The following is a 16792-nucleotide window of genomic DNA, read 5'->3' as shown; positions in this document are numbered from 1 at the left end:
CCGGAGGACGGATCTTTCCGTTGAGTGAGATCCGCCTCCGCACTCCCGACCAGTGAGAACGCGGTCCTTCGGCAAGCGTTCGAGTCCTAGTGTGATCGCCCGGCCGCGCGGGCCGGCACCGGCCGTCCGGGGGCGGCGCCTACGAAAGGGAGAAGATGTCGCAGGAATTCCAGGGCAGGGTCGCACTCGTCACCGGCGGAGCGCGCGGCCAGGGTCGCTCGCATGCGCTGGCCTTCGCCGAACGTGGCGCGGATATCGTGATCTGCGATCGCTGTGCAGACAGCGACGCACTCGACTACCCCCTCGCTTCCGAGGCCGATCTCGCACAGACCGCCGCCATGGTCGAATCCCTCGGCCGGCGCTGCCTGAGCGTGCGGGCCGATACCGCCGACAAAGCCGCCATGCGTGCCCTCGTCCAGCGGGCCGAGGAGGAGCTGGGATCCATCGATATCGCCGTGGCGAACGCCGGTGTCACCGGTATTTCGATGCTCGGCGAGCACAACGGCGAACTCTGGGACGAAGTCATCGGCAGCAATCTCACCGGTGTTTTCCATACCCTCGCCGCGGTCACCCCGGGCATGATCGCCCGGGGCTATGGGCGGATCATCACTACCTCATCGATGATGGGCCGGACCGCGAGCCCGGCGATGTCCGCCTATGTCTCGTCGAAATGGGGTGTGATCGGCCTGACCAAAGCCGCCGCGGTGGAACTCGCCCCGCACGGCATCACGGTGAACTCGATAGCCCCCGGAAATATCGCGACCCCGATGGTCATGAACGACTCCATGTACCGGAAGTTCCGCCCCGACCTCGAGAACCCGGCCTGGGACGACGTCGCCCCGGTCCTCGCCGCGAAAACCCACCTGCTGCCCATAGCCGCGATCGAGCCCGAGCAGGTCTCCCGGGTCGTCCTCTTCCTCGCCGCCGAAGCCAGCGCCCACCTCACCGGAATGGTCTTCCCGATCGACGCCGGGGCGGGCGCGGCGAACAGCGCCTGATCTCGGACAGCTGCCCGGTGCGGTGCGGCTGCGCGGTCGGCCGGGCGCGACATTCGTTGTCGCAGCGTTCGTCACCGCGTAGGTCAGCGGTCACCCCAGGTCCTGCGCCGGACCCTGCTGTGCCGAGTAGGCTCCGCGGGAAACATCGCCGGTACAGCACCATTCACGAGGTAGACCATATGCGCGACCATACCCTGCGGGAACAGTATCTGGACCTGCTGAAACGGGCACTGGCGAATACGATCTACGGCGATGCGAACGTCGCACCGTGGCGATTCGCCGGCTATGACGAACAGGCCAGGGCCGACGGTGTGGACTGGCCGAGCGCGGCACACACCATGATCGGCCGGAAACGGCTGGACAATGTGCAGTTCTGCGTGCAAACCGTGCTCGACGAGGGGGTTCCGGGCGATCTGATCGAAACCGGTGTGTGGCGCGGCGGCGCGGCGATCCTGATGCGCGGCGTACTCGCGGCCAACGAGGTGACCGACCGGGTGGTGTGGCTGGCCGACTCCTTCGAGGGCCTGCCACCACCCGACCCGGAACGGTACCCGGCGGACACCGGCGACACCCACCACACCATCGAATTCCTCGCTGTGCCTTCGGAAACCGTCCGGCAGAACTTCCGCCGATACGACCTGCTGGACGATCAGGTGCGGTTCCTCGAGGGCTGGTTCCGGGACACACTGCCCACCGCCCCGATCGAGCAGCTGGCGGTCCTGCGCCTCGACGGTGATATGTACGGATCGACGTGGGATGCGCTGACCGGCCTCTATCCGAAACTCGCCCCGGGTGGGTTCCTCATCGTCGACGACTACCACGCCGTCGAGGGCTGCCGCCGGGCCGTCCACGATTACCGTGCGGCACAAGGCATCACCGACCGGATACACGATATCGACGGCAGCGGCGTCTACTGGCGGACCGGAGGTCCCTCGTCCCCCCCGGCCCCAGCAGGGAACACCACCACCGCACACCACCGGCCGGTGGAGCCGGCCGGTCGAGCGGCCGCCGCCGGCACACCGGCCCCACACAGCGAAACCCGCTCCGCGCTCGATGATCTGATCGCCGCGGCGGGCGGGGGCCGGCTCGACAGCGTCATCGACGAGATCGGCGCCGAACACGTCACCCGCCTGGTGATCGCGGAGCTGCGCTGCCGGACTGTTCCGCGCGCGGGCGCGCCGGCCGATATCGCGCTGGTACTGGGGCACCGCACCGAATCGTGGGCCACCCGGATCCACATCGACCCTGCGGGCCGGTTCGAGGCATTCCATTCCGCCGGCCCGGTGAACGACACCGACGCCACCGTGACACAGTCGCTGGCGGAGGTCGCCGGGAACCTGTTCGGACCGCGCGGCACAACGACATCCGCGACCCGGTCCATCACCTGGCGCGATACCGGCGCCGTCTTCGGCACCGCACTGCCGATGTTCGATACCGTCCGGCGGGTCCTCGATTCGATCGATCGCCCGTACTCCCCCGGGCTGAGCGAACTGTGCACCGCGGCCGGTTCCGACAAATGGGGGCTGCACCAGTACACCCGGCACTACGAACACCATTTCGAGGCGATCCGGGATCGCCCCCTGACCGTTCTGGAAATCGGCGTCGGCGGCTATTCCGACCCGCGGCAGGGTGGGGGATCACTCCGCATGTGGCGCAACTATTTCTGTCGCGCCGCCGTCTATGGGATGGATATCGTCGACAAGACCGCCCTGTCGGAACAGCGTATGACGGTGCTCCGCGGCGATCAGTCCGCACCCGCCGATCTCGCCGGGGTCGCCGCGATCACCGGACCGCTCGATATCGTCATCGACGACGGCAGCCATATCGGTTCGCACATCATCACTTCGTTCCATACCCTGTTCCCCGTCCTCCGCGCGGGCGGCTGGTATGTGATCGAAGATCTGCAGACCGCCTATTGGCCGAGCTTCGCCGAAGGACCCGGATCACCGACGGCCATGGATTTCGTCACGGGGCTGATCGACGGCCTCAACCACGCGGAGATCGGCGGCAGAACACCGTGCGATACCGATACACAGGTCAAAGGATTGCACTTCTACCACAACATGGTGTTCATCGAAAAAGGCACGAACCGCGACAGCGGCGCACCGCCGTGGGTACGCACTCGCTGACGGGCGAGGCGGCGGAGCCCAGACAGCACCGTGCCCCGGCCGGTGAACCCAGCCGGGGCACGGTAAGGACCCTTCGCGGACAGTCGCCGCGGGGCTCAGCCCTTGTGCTTCTTGACCTCTTCGGTCAGCTGCGGGGCGACGTTGAACAGGTCACCGACGATGCCGTAATCGGCGATCTCGAAGATCGGCGCCTCTTCGTCCTTGTTGACCGCGATGATGGTCTTCGAGGTCTGCATACCGGCCCGGTGCTGGATCGCGCCCGAGATACCGAGAGCGACGTACAGCTGCGGGGAGACCGTCTTACCGGTCTGGCCGACCTGGAACTGGCCCGGGTAGTAGCCCGAGTCGACCGCGGCACGCGACGCGCCGACAGCCGCGCCGAGCGAATCGGCCAGGGCCTCGACCACGGAGAAGTTGTCGGCCGAACCGACACCGCGGCCACCGGAGACGACGATATTCGCCTCGGTGAGTTCCGGCCGGTCGCCGCCGACGACGGGTTCCCGGCTGGTGACCTTGACGACGCCCTCTTCCTGCGCGGGCACCTCGACGGTGACCTTCTCGCCGGCCCCGGCCGAGGGGTTGGCCTCGATCGAACCCGGGCGCACCGAGATGACCGGGACATCGCCGGTGGCCTTGGCGTCGACGGTGAAGGCGCCACCGAAGATGCTGTGCAGGGCCGTGCCGTCGGCCTTCACGTCGATCACGTCGACCAGCAGGCCGGAGCCGATGCGGGCGGCCAGGCGGCCGGAGACCTCTTTGCCCTCGGCGCTCGCGGCGACCAGGACGGCCGCCGGGGAGGCGGATTCGACCAGGCCGGCGAGCACATCGACCTTCGGGGTCACCAGGTAGTTGTCCACATCGTCGGATTCGGCGACGTAGATCTTGGCGGCGCCGGCGGCGGCCAGCGCGTCGGACAGTTTGTCGGCGGTGCCGGGCGCACCCAGCACCACGGCCGACGGCTCACCCAGAGTGGCGGCGGCGCTCAGCAGTTCGGTGCTGACCTTCTTGACCGCACCGTCGGCGTGCTCGACGAGCACAAGTACTTCTGCCATTTCTCTCTTCTCCTAGAAGTCGCTGCGGGTGCGGGTCTCAGATGATCTTCTGGCCGACCAGGTACTGGGCGATCTTGGTGCCGCCGTCGCCTTCGTCGGAGATCTTCTCGCCCGCGGTGCGCGGCGGCTTCGGGGTGGACGCGGTGACCGCGGTGCCCGCATTGGCCACACCCACGGTCGACGGGTCGATACCCAGGTCTTCCAGGGTGAAGGTCTGCACTTCCTTCTTCTTGGCGGCCATGATGCCCTTGAAGGAGGGGAAGCGCGGTTCGTTGATCTTCTCGGTGACGCTGACGATGGCCGGCAGCGTGGCCTCCAGCTTGAACACGCCTTCGTCGGTTTCCCGCTCGCCGGTGATCTTCTCGCCGTCGACGGTCAGCTTGCGCAGATGTGTGAGCTGCGGGATGCCCAGGTATTCGGCGATGATGGCCGGGACGGCGCCGGAGCGGCCGTCGGTGGCCTCGTTACCGGCGATGACGAGCTCGACGCCCTCCACCTGACCCAGCGCACCGGCGAGGACCCATGCGGTCTGCACCGTATCGGAGCCGTGGATGGCCGGATCGTTGATGTGGATGGCCTTGTCGGCGCCCATGGACAGCGCCTTGCGGATAGCCTCGGTGGCCCGGTCCGGACCGGCGGCCAGCACGGTGACCTCGCCACCCTGCGCCTCCTTGATCAGGAGGGCTTCCTCTACGGCGCGCTCGTTGATCTCGTCGAGCACCGCGTCGGCGGCTTCACGGTCGAGGGTGAAGTCACCGTCGGTCAGCTTGCGCTCGGACCAGGTATCGGGCACCTGCTTGATGAGTACGACGATATTCGGCATCGGTCTTCGTCGACCTCCTGTTCTGGTTACCTGTATTGGCGGTCGCACGATCTCCAGCGGCCGTACGTCCATATGAGTAGCTCAGGCCGAGACATTACCCTACGTTAAGTTACTCGTGGGTAACTTACAAGCACGGCCCCACGCAACCCGTGTACCGGGCAGTACCAGTAACCTCGTCGCAATGAGCGAGGCTGTGATTCCCGCCGCACCGGCAACCCATGACGTACTGGAGCCGCTGCCGTTGACCGGCGAGCGGACGGTGCCGGGTATCGCGGAGGAGAACTACTGGTTCCGGCGGCACGAGATCGTCTACGACCGGCTGCTGTCACGCTGCGCGGACAGGGTGGTCCTCGAAGCGGGATCGGGCGAAGGGTACGGCGCGAATATGATCGCCGGCGTCGCGACGGCCGTGGTCGGGCTCGACTACGACCGCAGCGCGGCAGCACATGTGCGCGCGCGATACCCACGAGTGCGGATGATCCGCGGCAATCTGGCCGCTCTCCCACTGCCCGATGACGCGGTGGATACCGTCGTGAATTTCCAAGTGATCGAACATCTTTGGGATCAGGTGCAGTTTCTGCGCGAATGCCTGCGGGTGCTGCGCCCGGGCGGTGAACTGCTCATCAGCACCCCCAACCGGATCACCTTCTCCCCCGGCCGCGACACCCCGCTGAACCCGTTCCACACCCGTGAGCTCGATGCCGCCGAACTGACCGGACTGCTCGAAGAAGCCGGTTTTCGCGTGGAACTGATGACCGGCGTCCATCACGGCCCGAGCCTGCGCGCACTGGACGACAAGCACGGCGGCTCCTTTATCGACGCGCAGATCGAGCGCGCACTGGCCGGTGAGCCCTGGCCGGCCGAACTCACCGCCGATGTCGCGGGTATCACCGTCGACGATTTCGCGCTGACCCCGGTCGACATCGACGCCAGCCTGGACCTCGTCGCGCGCGCGGTGAAGCCTTGAGCAGCAACAACACCGGTAATGCGGTACCGGGGCAGTTCACCCTCGTCCTGCACTCCCATCTGCCCTGGCTGGCCCACCACGGACGGTGGCCGGTCGGGGAGGAATGGCTCTACCAGTCCTGGGCGGCGTCGTACCTGCCCGTGGTCGAGGTGCTGCGCACCCTCGCGGCCGAAGGCCGTTCACATCTGCTGACGCTCGGGATAACTCCTGTTCTCGCAGCACAATTGGACGATCCACACTCGCTGGCGGGGATGCACCACTGGCTGGGCAACTGGCAGTTGCGGGCGGACGAGGCCGCCATGTCCGGTAACCCCGCGCTCGGCCGCCACGAGCACCGGCTCGCGGCCGCGGCGCTGACCGAATTCGAGCAGAACTGGCGGCACGGGGCGGCACCGGTCTGGCGGCAGCTGCTCGACGCCGAGACCATCGAACTGCTCGGCGGCCCGCTGGCTCACCCGTTCCAGCCACTGCTGGACGAGCGGCTGCGGGACTTCCAGCTCCGCGAAGGCCTCACCGATGCCCGCCTGCGCTGGGGGCACACCCCGTCGGGAATCTGGGCGCCGGAATGCGGTTTCACCCCCGGTATGGAGGAGGGCTACGCCGCCGCGGGTGTGACGCATTTCATGGTCGACGGGCCCGCCCTGCGTGGCGATACGAGCCTCGGACGACCGGTGCGGGACTCCCCCGTGGTGGCGTTCGGGCGCGATCTGACCGTGAGCTACCGGGTGTGGTCGCCGAAATCCGGCTACCCCGGCAACGGCGCCTACCGGGATTTCCACCACTACGACCACGCCACCGGCCTCAAACCCGCACGGGTCACCGGGAAAACGGTGGCCGGCCCGGACAAGGCGCCCTACGACCCCGAACTGGCCGCCGCACAGGTCGAACGGGATGTGGCCGATTTCGTGGCGACCGTGCGCGAGCGGCTGATCACCGAATCCGAACGGATCGGGCGGCCCGCCCTGGTGGTCGCGGCCTTCGATACCGAGCTCTACGGGCACTGGTGGCACGAGGGCCCGCAGTGGCTGGCCCAGGTACTGCGCGCACTCCCGGAAGCGGGAGTCACCGTGGGAACGCTCGCCGACGCCCGCGACCGCGGATTCGTCGGAGATCCGGTACCGCTATCCGATTCGTCCTGGGGATCGGGCAAGGACTGGCGGGTCTGGGCCGGCGATCAGGTGCGTGACCTGGTGGATCTGAACGACGATATCGTCCGGCTCGCCCTGGACACGACCGCGAAGATGCGCGCCGCCGCACCCACGGGTCGCGATCCGGTCGCCGATCAGCTCGTGCGCGAAGCCATTCTCACGGTGTCCAGCGATTGGGCGTTCATGGTCAGTAAGGATTCCGCCGCCGGCTACGCCCGGGACCGCGCGCACCAGCACGCGCACGCCGTCCGGGAGATCGCTGGCGCCGTTGGAGCCGGACAACTCGACCGGGCCCGGGAATTGGCGGCAGGATGGGCTGTGGCCGACGGGATGTTCCCGGCCCTGGACGCGCGTAGGCTACGCGTCACCCCAGCAGAAGGACCCCGATGAAGATCTTGATGGTGTCGTGGGAGTACCCACCGGTCGTTGTCGGTGGGCTGGGCAGGCATGTCCACCATCTGGCGACCTCGCTCGCGGCGGCCGGCCACGAAGTGGTGGTGCTGGCCCGGCGCCCCACCGGCACCAGCCCGGCCACCCATCCCACCCATTCGTTCGTCGCCGAGGGCGTCCTGGTGGTGGCGGTCGCCGAGGATCCGCCGATCTTCGATTTCGGCGAGGACATGCTCGCTTGGACGCTGGCCATGGGGCATGCCATGGTGCGTGCCGGTACCGCGCTGGACAAACCCGGCATCGGTGAGGGCTGGACCCCCGATGTGGTGCACGCGCACGACTGGCTGGTGGCGCATCCGGCGATCACGCTGGCCGAGTACTACGACGTCCCGCTGGTGTCGACCATCCACGCCACCGAAGCCGGCCGGCACAGCGGCTGGGTGGCGGGCCGGGTCAACCGGCAGGTGCATTCGGTCGAATGGTGGCTGGCCAACGAATCGGACGCCCTCATCACCTGTTCGGCGTCCATGCAGGACGAGGTCGAGCGCCTCTACCGTCCCGATCGGGTCCCGGTGCATGTGATCCGCAACGGAATCGACGTGGGGGCCTGGACCTTCCGTGCCCGGCCGCCGCGCAGCGGGCCGCCGCGGCTGCTCTACGTGGGGCGGCTCGAATACGAGAAAGGGATCCAGGACGCCATCGCCGCGCTCCCCCGGATCCGCCGCGCCCATCCCGGGACCACCCTGACCATCGCAGGGGTCGGCACCCAGTTCGAATGGCTGCGCGAACGCGCCCGCACGCACCGGGTGGCCCGGGCGGTGCATTTCGCGGGTCAGCTGGACCATGCCGAACTCCTGGGCTGGCTGCACGGCGCCGACGCCATCGTGCTGCCGAGCCGCTACGAACCGTTCGGGATCGTCGCACTGGAAGCGGCCGCCGCCGGGACACCGCTGGTCACCTCGACCGCGGGCGGGCTCGGCGAGGCCGTGATCGACGGGATCACCGGGGCCTCGTTCGAACCCGCGGATGTCCACGGCCTGGTGGAGGCGGTGGTGGCGGTACTCGACGACCCCACCGCCGCGCAACAGCGTGCCCGCGCCGCCCGCGACCGGCTCACCGAAGACTTCGCCTGGGATGTGGTCGCCGCGGAAACCGCCGGGGTCTACTCGGGTGCCAAACGCCGCGTTCGCACGCCGCTCGGCCGCCCCGAGATCGACCGCCGCCCGCTCCCCGAACGCGATCCCGGCCAGCCGATATGAGCACCTTCCCCGAGCACCGCCCCTGAGGGGTCGGTCGGGGCCGAGCAACGCATGTAGTTGCGCCCGTCTGCCGAATACACGGGCGGTCCGCCGGAACTGCGCACTCGGCTCGACGATCGTCGGTACGCCGATCGGGTGAAAGGGTGCCGATTCCGTGCACGGCCGGGTTTTGCTCTCGTGGAGCTGCGACCGGCGTCGCGTCCTCGCGCCGGTTCCGGGTGTCGGCGGCCGACCGGATCAGGCTTTCTCGCGGAACGCGAAGATCTCGCCGATCCGGGTCGCGACCACGACTTCACCTTCGGCGCCCACCGCGGTACCGGTGGTGGTGCCCGCCGCGCCGGGGAGTACATCGGAATCCAGGGTGGCGCCGGTTTCGGTGTCGAAGGTGATCAGATTCAGACCTTCGCCGATGGCGGCGGTGACGTAGCCCGTACCGCCGGCCGTTTGCACCGGAGTCCCGCGCAACGCGAGATCCTTGCGCTCCCAGACCCGTTCATAACTGGTGCCGGTATCCCGGAGGGCCATCAGATAGCCGTCGTCGCCCGCCGGCAGGATCAGCCCGTCATCGGAGACCGAGATACCGCGGCGCGGCGCCCAGTCCAGATGCGCCTCCCATTTCGGCTTACCGTCCGCGGTGTTCACCGCCAGCAGGCGTTTGCTGTTGTCCCCGATGTAGAGCGTCTCACCGTCGGCGGAGAGAGCGGGATCGGTGGCGCTGCCGTCCGCGAGGATCTTGCTGCTCCACTCCTGCTCGACCTTGCCGTCCGCGTAGCGCAAGGCCACCAGGGAGGCATCGGATTCGCCGGGTTTGCGCACCGTCGCATAGATCCGCCCGGTGTCGACGTCCATCGCGGCGATAGTGGCCACCGCGCAGTCCGGGCCACCGGTCCGGCAGTCCTCCATGCCTTCCCCGGCCGGTGGCCAATCGAGGTTGGGGGTCTGCAGGAAATCGGGGCGCGGCAGCAACTGCTGGGTGGGGACCATCCGCTTACCGGTCTGCCGTTCCAGCACATCCACCTGGCCCGACTGGGTGATCACCAGCAGATGACCGTCACCGGTGAACTGCATGCCGGTCGGCACCCCGGCGACCGGGGTCCGCCAGCGCGGCTGGCCGAGCTGGTTCGCCGATTCCACCGCGCTGTCCAGCCCGACGTACACATTGCTCGCACCGTCGAGCAGCGTCGGCGAGTAGATCGAATGGGGGCCGAGCGGGTTGCAGAACCGTTTCCGGCCCGTGCGCATCTGGTAGGAGAAGATCTCGCAGTTCATATCCGTGCGACTGGTGACGAAGATCTGCCCCTCCGAGCCCACCGTCACCGGCTGGGTGATCGGGCCGCCGACCGGACGTGACCACCTCAGACTCAACGCCCGGGACCCGGTGACCTGGGTATTGCTGCTGTTGCGGGCCTCGTGCCCCGCCGCGGGCCAGCCCAGCCCCCGCCCGACCGTGATGTCGTCCACATCGGTACCGCAGGCGGTGAGCACACCCACCACCGCCACCGTCACCGCGAGCCAGGACACGGTTCGTACGCCGCCGCCGATACGCACCTGCTGGTCTCCTCCGTCGTCCAGTCTCCCCGGGCCCACCTGTGTGTGAGATTAACGGAAGGGTATAGGCCGGGCTCGCGGAGTTCGAAAGTAGGCTGTTCGGCGTAGTGGCCACGGGATACCCCAGAGAAACAGGAGTGACGTCGTGACGAGCATGTGGGGCGCACCGTTGCGCACACGCTGGCAGGGTTCCCGGCGACGGGACCGGCGGCAGGCCCGTTTCCTCACCCGCGATTCGCTGCGCTGGGTCCTGGCCAACCGCGCCTACACACCCTGGTACCTGGTGCGCTACTACCGGCTGCTGAAATTCCGGCTGGCCAATCCGCATGTGATCCTGCGCGGCATGGTGTTCCTGGGTAAACGGGTGGAAATCCACGCCACCCCCGGTCTCGGCCGGCTCGAGATCGGCCGCTGGGTCCATATCGGCGACGGTAATGCCATCCGCTGCCACGAGGGATCGCTGCGGATCGGCGACAAAGTCGTGTTCGGCAAGGACAACGTGGTCAACACCTACCTCGATATCGAAATCGGGGAATCCACGCTGGTCGCGGACTGGTGCTACATCACCGACTTCGATCACCGGATGGACGACATCACCATGCCGATCAAGGACCAGGGCATCGTGAAGAGCCCGGTTCGCATCGGCCCCGACACCTGGATCGCCGCCAAGGTGACCGTCCTGCGCGAAACCCGGGTCGGGCGCGGTTGCGTCCTGGGTGCACACGCGGTGGTGAAGGGCGAGATCCCGGATTTCAGTATCGCGGTCGGCGCCCCCGCCCGGGTGGTCAAGAACCGGAAATCGACCTGGGAGGCCGGCGCCGCCGAACGCGCGGCCCGGGAAGCCGCGCTCGCCGATATCGAACGGAAGAAGAACGGGGTCGCGCAGGACGCGTGAACGGATACCGGACCGCGGCGCGACTTTGCTTCGTCGCGGCCCGGGGCCGCGCCGGTGCTATTTCACCGATTCCATCTTCTTCACAATGCGCTGCACGGTGAGCCAGGTCCGGGTGGTGATGTCTTTCCCGTAGTTACGCTCCAGCCACGACATGAAGTCCGGGGTTTTCGGCGTGGAATTGTCACTCATGGCCAGGAACGCCCGGGCCTCGGTGTCGTAACCGACGACTTGTGTCAGCGGATCCGACTCGGTGGGTAATTCGACCCGGGGATGCGCGGCGTCCTTGAAGAAGGTCGCGGTGAGGTACGTTTCGCGGCCGTGGGTGTAACCGGCGAACGGGTCGCGGTCGAGCAGAGCACGGAGTTCGGCATAATCGCGGATTATCGTGCCGCCCGGAATTCCGAGTTCCGCGTTCAACGCGTCCTGGATACGGTCCTCGAGTTCGGCGCCGGGAGTGGTTTCCGTGGCGAAGACGATATTGCCGCTGGCCAGCACCGACGCCACCGATTCGAAGCCGAGCCCGGTGAACACCCCGCGCAGCTTCTCGTTGCTCATATTCGGATTGCTGGGCATGATCCCGCGTAGCAACGCCGCGTATCTTGTCATGGGCCGACCGTACTCCAGGGGACCGACACCCCCGCCCGGCCCGTTCCCGGGAAAATCCCGGGTGCCCAGAGAATCACGGGCAGGGTAACTCGGGTCTGTGTTCCGGCCGGGAATGTCGCTACCTTCCCTTCTGATCGGTACAGCCCGGTCGGAAAGGAAATAGCTATGCGTCGAATTCTCCGAGCCGGCCTCCTCGCGGCGGCCCTGCTGACCATCCCGGCCGCGACCGCGGCCACTTCCTCGGCTCTGCCGGTAGTGCCACAGTCACAGCCGGTCGTGGAGCAGCGGGAGGTGCCCACAGATATCGGGGTCGTCTGCACAATGCAGTACCCCCCGACCCCGCTGTGCCTGTTGTCGTCGTTGTCGGCTTCGGTGTCGGGGGACTGAGCGCGCCCCGACCCGAGAACACTGCACCCGGCAGTAGGCCCGAGGACTCCCCCGTCCCCGGGCCTACTGCCGGATCATCGTCCCCATCCCCGGTACCCGCCGCCCGCGCGGCACCGCCCCACCACGCAATACGAAACGTATTCCTCCGTTTCACATTTCGATTTCCGCAACCGATCCGACAGCACAATCTACCGAGATCCGCCCGCTCGGTACCGCTGATCGGGCCATCCACATGTTCACGCGCACAGCAGAACCTACGATAGTTCTACTGATCGATATCTCCGACCGGTTCACCCGGCGCGCGGCGAGCGTCCGGGACGCTTATGGTACCGAGAATCGATAAACCGGAGATCGATGGCGGAGCCGGGAGGGGCGATACCTGTGGAAGGCCCGAAATTGCACGGCCTGGAACCGATCACCGGGACGTTGATCGAACAGCTGGTGCAGCGGCCGGAGGGGCGGAGCCGGTCGCTGCCGGTGGTGGTGGCCGTCGGTCCCCCTGGTAGCGGGAAAACCGTTCTGTTGCAGTCACTCGCGCAGCGCTGCGCGAAACTCCCACTCGCCCATATCGACCTGGCCCAAGGCGAACGCGCTCCGCGCGAAGTATTCGGCGAACTCGCCTTCGAACTCGGCAGGCACCGGCGGCAATTCGGCCGGATCACCTTCCCGCAATTGTGGCTGTGCCTGGTGGCCGTGGGCAGCACACTGCATATGCAGGAAGACAATCGTCGTGCGTCGCTGCGAAATCTGCGCGATGTCATCTCCAGTGCGCAGCCGATGGAGGCGCGCAGCAAGGGGGTCACCGATATCCTCGACGCCGCGGGACAGGTACCGGAAGGTTTGTCCCCGTGGGTCGGGATGGCCGTGGAAACCCTGCTGCAGAGCCTGACCCGGTTGAACATCCGGCGCCGGATCAGCCAGGGGCCGCGGCTCACCGGCGATCAGGTCCAACGCGCGGATATGCTCATCGACCTCGCCAAGTGGGCGCACGGCGACGAGGAATCGCGCGCCGAGGCCGACGCGATCTTCGGGATGGCGTTCCTGCACGATCTGCGGCACGCCTACAGCGGGGTGCGCGGGACGCGCCGGACACTCAATTCCGTACTGCTGCTGGACAACGCGCATACCCCGTCGGGCCGGATGTTCCTGCAGTCCCTGCGCGAGGCACGGCGCCGCGACGGCTCCGAACCCGATCCGCTGGTGGTCGTCGCGACCAGTGCCCAGTGGCTGCCCGCATGGAGCGAATGCTGGCACCGCCCCGGTATGCACCGTTTCAGCGAGGACAACGAGCGCCGCGAACCCGAACACCGGACGGGCGGGATCGAATGGCCGTCCCCGCGCAATCCGCCCGATATCGGTACCGACTGGGCGGCCACCGACGATCCCGCCGCCCACTGGTTCCCTTGGTATCTGGTGGACCTGAGCCGGCTGAGCGTCCAGACCACCGGTGACCTCGCCGCGGAACAGCGGCTCCGTTCGGTTCCCCGGGTGGCGGCTTTCGTCCGCGCGCTGACCGGCGGGAACGCGGCCGGAACCGCCGATGTCATCGCCGCTCTGGACCAGTCCGGCGAGGACGACCCGCTCACCGGCGCCCGCACCGTACTGACCACACCCGTGGGCACCCGGCACGATCCGCTCGACGAACCGCTGGAAGCTCCGGGCACCGTACTCGAGCGTGCCCGGGAACGGCTGCTCGGCGATTTCCTGGACGCCGAGAGTCTGCGCGACCTGGTGACCGCCGCCGCGGGCCGCACCGTGGATACGCTCTATCACCCGGAAGTCCTGGATTCCGCGCTCCCCGACGGCGAGGCACTGCTGCAGGAACTGCGCAACCGGCTCTGGATCCGGACCCTGGACGGCCCGGAACCGGAGATGGTGCTCGACACCTGGTTACGCCGCATCCTGCTCTGCGAACTCGCCGACCGTGAACCGGACGACCCCCGGGACTGGAACAGCACCCATCAGGTGTGCCGCGACCTGTATCGGCGCCATTTCGCGGAGGGCGAGGCGGCGGCCGAAGTCGAAGCCGTCTACCACGATCTCGCGCTCGGCTGCCTCGGCGATGCCGTCGAATACCTCAGCCGCCCGTTCGTACCCGGACACCCCGAATTCAGCCGGACCGCGGCCACCGCCTGGCTCTCCGATCTCGACCTGATCACCTCGGCCCCGCGCCGGCCGGACAGCGAGGAAACCCCGTTCACGCAGGTCGAAACGATCGTCCGGGACAACGGGATGGACCCGGCGGACGATATCGCCTGGCTGATCGCGGCGCTGTGGGTGTCCAACGATCCGCTGGGCGATCCGCAGCGAACCCTGAACCGCACCATCGAGAACGAAATCCGGCAATTGGCCCGCGGTCTCGGCCGCGGGGCACTGCTGCTGTACGAACGGGCGGAGAGATATCGATGAGCACCCTGATCCAGCCACCACCCCCGAGCTACCGGAAATGGTGGTGGGTTCCGGCTACCTTCGTGGTGGTGGCGCTGGTCGTGGGCGCGGCGATCTGGGTACCCACATTCTTCCGGGAGGACAACAGCTGCGGCCCCGGAGTCGTGTACAGCGGGCCGGACCGCGAATGCGTCGGAGTCACCGACGGCAGTCATGTTTTCGCCACGGAACTCCGCGATATCGAGCAGCGCATCCTCGACGAGAACCGCCGCGTCGAAACCTCCGGGGATCCGTACGTGAGCGTGGTGACGATGTCGCCGATGACGGCCGGCGAGGGCGACGAAAGCATTGTCACCATGGCGGGGATCCGGCATCGGCTCGAGGGCGCGCATCTGGCCCAGCTGGCGGAGAACCGAGCCGCCGCCACACCCAAGATCAAACTGCTGGTGGCGCACCCCGGCAATCTGTTCGGCGAATGGGAAACCACCGTCGGCAAGATCGAGGAACGTCGCGAGGCCGACCATATCGTCGCGGTCACCGGTATCGCGTTCAGCGTCCAGGACGCCGGCCGGGCGGTCGAGCGCCTTTCCGCGCTGCAGATCCCGGTGATCGGCTCCACGCTCACCGCCGACGACCTGCCGGTGGTCCGGGGGTTCTATCGGGTTTCGCCCACCGCCGCCGGTCACGCGCGCGCCGCCGCCGAGTACCTGGCCACCGATGCCGACCGGATCATGGTCGTCCGCGACGATAATCCGACCGACCACTACGGCCGCGCTCTGGACGCGGCCTTCCGCGCACGCTTTGCCGAACAGCCGCAACGGATCGTCGGCCGAGTGGCACCCTACGATTCCGAAGTCGGCAACGTGGCCACCGCATTCCGCGGCATGCTGCCGAACATCTGCCGGAACACCCCGGACACCATCTATTTCGCGGGCCGGGCCGCCCACGCGCTCAGCTTCCTGACCGTGCTGGCCGAACGCACCTGCCCGGAACTACAGATCCAGGTGGTCACCGGCGATGACATGGCCTACTACAACCTCGCGGACAGTCCCGCCCGAATCGCGTTGGAGAACCGGGTGTCGGTGCTGTACACCGGGCTGGTGCACGAGGAGGCCTGGCGCCTGCGCCCGGACCTGTTCAACCAGGTCGCCGTCGCACGGTTCGCGGACGAATGCGCGGGAGACCTCTGCTATCGCGCATTGTCCGCCGATCCGCTGGACGATTTCGCCGCCGTCATGGAACACGATGCCGTGCTGACCGCCGTCCACGCGATCCGGCAGGCGGCCGACTACGCCGGCACCGTCGTGACACCGGGCCAAGTGATCCAGACGCTGAAAGGGCTACACGAGGCCGCCCAGATCAGCGGGGCGAGCGGAATGCTGTCCTTCGACGAACAAGGGCTGCCGACCGGAAAACCCATTCTCATCCTGAAAGCCAATGTCGGGGAACGACCGGAGTATGTGGGGCTGTCCGTGACAAGTAGCGGGTAGCTAGGAGACCGGCCCGTCCGTGGCTGCCACGCGGCGAGCGATCCGGTCGGTGAGCCGGATCCTGGACTGCGGCCACTCGTCGGCGAGGATCGAATAGACCACCGTGTTCCGGCGGCTACCGTCCCGGCGCCGGGCATGCTGCCGCAGGATTCCCTCCTGCACCGCGCCGAGGGCGGTCACGGCGTCGCGGGAGCGGATGTTCCGATCGTCGACGGTGAACTCCACCCGCTGCGCCCCGAGGGTGCCGAAAATATGGTCCAGCAGCAGTAATTTCGTTTCCGGATTGCAGACGGTGCCGCGGACCCGGCGCGAATACCAGGTGAAGCCGATGGTCACCCGGCCGTGCCGCTCGTCCATGTTGTACAGCGATGTGGTCCCGAGGATCCGGCCGTCGCGGAGGTCTACCGGTACCAGCACCTGACGGCCGGAGGACAGGGCGTGCGCGACGGTTTCCGGTGACGGCGGCTGTGATTCGATGCCCTCGGGGAAGTACCGGAGGGTGTCCGGGTCGTCGTGCGCGGCGGCCAACCCGTCCGCATCGCCGGGCTCCAGCGGCCGCACCAGCACGTGGTCGCCGCGCAATGTCGGGGGACGCTGCCAGTACTCGCTACCCATGGCACTCCTCGGTGTCGGCTGCAGTCTGTTTACCCGGGCGGGCACGTCGAGGCCAGTGTGTTTCCGGCGCGCAGCGGATGCTTCCGACGAACGGGAC

The 16792-nt window shown here is 67.6% G+C and carries 14 protein-coding genes and 1 pseudogene; 10 read left to right on the top strand and 5 right to left on the bottom strand.

The genetic code is table 11. The annotated features are described in order from the left end of the window. The first annotated feature begins 155 nt into the window (after window positions 1-155). From ACIA75_RS20055 to ACIA75_RS20045, 3 genes and pseudogenes are all read left to right on the top strand, one after another. A complete protein-coding gene (locus ACIA75_RS20055) occupies window positions 156-998 on the top strand; it encodes a mycofactocin-coupled SDR family oxidoreductase (protein ID WP_397106038.1) in 843 nt (280 codons plus the stop codon). Between the two features lie 179 nt (window positions 999-1177). Next, a pseudogene (locus ACIA75_RS20050) lies at window positions 1178-1918 on the top strand (TylF/MycF family methyltransferase); the annotation flags it as partial. A 63-nt stretch (window positions 1919-1981) separates the two neighbouring features. Further along, window positions 1982-3127, top strand: coding sequence for a hypothetical protein (locus ACIA75_RS20045; RefSeq protein ID WP_397106706.1), 1146 nt, complete (start codon window positions 1982-1984; stop codon window positions 3125-3127). 95 nt (window positions 3128-3222) lie between these two features. On the opposite strand, the gene ACIA75_RS20040 is transcribed toward ACIA75_RS20045, so the two are convergent. Further along, window positions 3223-4179 carry an electron transfer flavoprotein subunit alpha/FixB family protein gene (locus ACIA75_RS20040; RefSeq protein WP_397106036.1) on the bottom strand — a complete coding sequence of 319 codons (957 nt, stop codon included), beginning with the start codon at window positions 4177-4179 and terminating at the stop codon, window positions 3223-3225. A 37-nt stretch (window positions 4180-4216) separates the two neighbouring features. Then, a complete protein-coding gene (locus ACIA75_RS20035) occupies window positions 4217-5002 on the bottom strand; it encodes an electron transfer flavoprotein subunit beta/FixA family protein (RefSeq protein WP_397106034.1) in 786 nt (261 codons plus the stop codon). A gap of 181 nt (window positions 5003-5183) precedes the next feature. On the opposite strand from ACIA75_RS20035, the gene ACIA75_RS20030 reads away from it, so the two are divergent. From ACIA75_RS20030 to ACIA75_RS20020, 3 genes are read left to right on the top strand one after another with little or no spacing between them, the layout of a single operon-like run. Next, window positions 5184-5969, top strand: a complete 786-nt coding sequence (locus ACIA75_RS20030; protein WP_397106032.1) for a class I SAM-dependent methyltransferase — start codon at window positions 5184-5186, stop codon at window positions 5967-5969. Beyond that, window positions 5966-7507: a 1,4-alpha-glucan branching protein domain-containing protein gene (locus ACIA75_RS20025; protein WP_397106030.1), complete on the top strand. Its 1542-nt coding sequence runs from the start codon at window positions 5966-5968 to the stop codon at window positions 7505-7507. The genes ACIA75_RS20030 and ACIA75_RS20025 overlap by 4 nt, the downstream gene beginning before the upstream one ends. Next, complete coding sequence (locus ACIA75_RS20020; RefSeq protein WP_397106028.1) at window positions 7504-8766, top strand: glycosyltransferase family 4 protein; 1263 nt, start codon at window positions 7504-7506, stop codon at window positions 8764-8766. The genes ACIA75_RS20025 and ACIA75_RS20020 overlap by 4 nt, the downstream gene beginning before the upstream one ends. A 237-nt stretch (window positions 8767-9003) precedes the next feature. Here the strand turns inward: ACIA75_RS20020 and ACIA75_RS20015 are convergent, their stop codons facing one another. Beyond that, on the bottom strand, window positions 9004-10314 hold the full coding sequence (locus ACIA75_RS20015) for a PQQ-binding-like beta-propeller repeat protein (protein ID WP_397106026.1): 1311 nt from the start codon (window positions 10312-10314) through the stop codon (window positions 9004-9006). Window positions 10315-10459: 145 nt separating this feature from the next. Between ACIA75_RS20015 and ACIA75_RS20010 the strand changes: the two genes are divergently transcribed. Then, complete coding sequence (locus ACIA75_RS20010; protein ID WP_397106024.1) at window positions 10460-11209, top strand: acyltransferase; 750 nt, start codon at window positions 10460-10462, stop codon at window positions 11207-11209. A gap of 57 nt (window positions 11210-11266) precedes the next feature. On the opposite strand, the gene ACIA75_RS20005 is transcribed toward ACIA75_RS20010, so the two are convergent. Continuing rightward, entirely contained in the window at window positions 11267-11815 is a 549-nt protein-coding gene (locus tag ACIA75_RS20005; protein WP_397106022.1) for a DUF1697 domain-containing protein, read from the bottom strand. A gap of 165 nt (window positions 11816-11980) precedes the next feature. Here ACIA75_RS20005 and ACIA75_RS20000 point away from each other — a divergent pair, with 165 nt between their 5' ends. The 3 genes from ACIA75_RS20000 to ACIA75_RS19990 all read left to right on the top strand — a co-directional run bounded on the left by ACIA75_RS20000 (window position 11981) and on the right by ACIA75_RS19990 (window position 16080). Further along, window positions 11981-12202, top strand: coding sequence for a hypothetical protein (locus tag ACIA75_RS20000; protein WP_397106019.1), 222 nt, complete (start codon window positions 11981-11983; stop codon window positions 12200-12202). Window positions 12203-12556: 354 nt separating this feature from the next. Beyond that, window positions 12557-14611: a hypothetical protein gene (locus tag ACIA75_RS19995; RefSeq protein ID WP_397106017.1), complete on the top strand. Its 2055-nt coding sequence runs from the start codon at window positions 12557-12559 to the stop codon at window positions 14609-14611. Further along, window positions 14608-16080 (top strand): ABC transporter substrate-binding protein, encoded by a 1473-nt coding sequence (locus ACIA75_RS19990; RefSeq protein WP_397106015.1) that lies wholly within the window; start codon window positions 14608-14610, stop codon window positions 16078-16080. The genes ACIA75_RS19995 and ACIA75_RS19990 overlap by 4 nt, the downstream gene beginning before the upstream one ends. On the opposite strand, the gene ACIA75_RS19985 is transcribed toward ACIA75_RS19990, so the two are convergent. Then, window positions 16081-16695, bottom strand: coding sequence for a GNAT family N-acetyltransferase (locus ACIA75_RS19985; protein ID WP_397106013.1), 615 nt, complete (start codon window positions 16693-16695; stop codon window positions 16081-16083). Window positions 16696-16792 lie beyond the last annotated feature (97 nt).

This window comes from Nocardia sp. NPDC051750, from assembly GCF_044453135.1.
Taxonomy (GTDB): domain Bacteria; phylum Actinomycetota; class Actinomycetes; order Mycobacteriales; family Mycobacteriaceae; genus Nocardia.
Note: the sequence above shows the minus strand (reverse complement) of the source record. Positions and strands in the feature narration are given on the sequence as shown.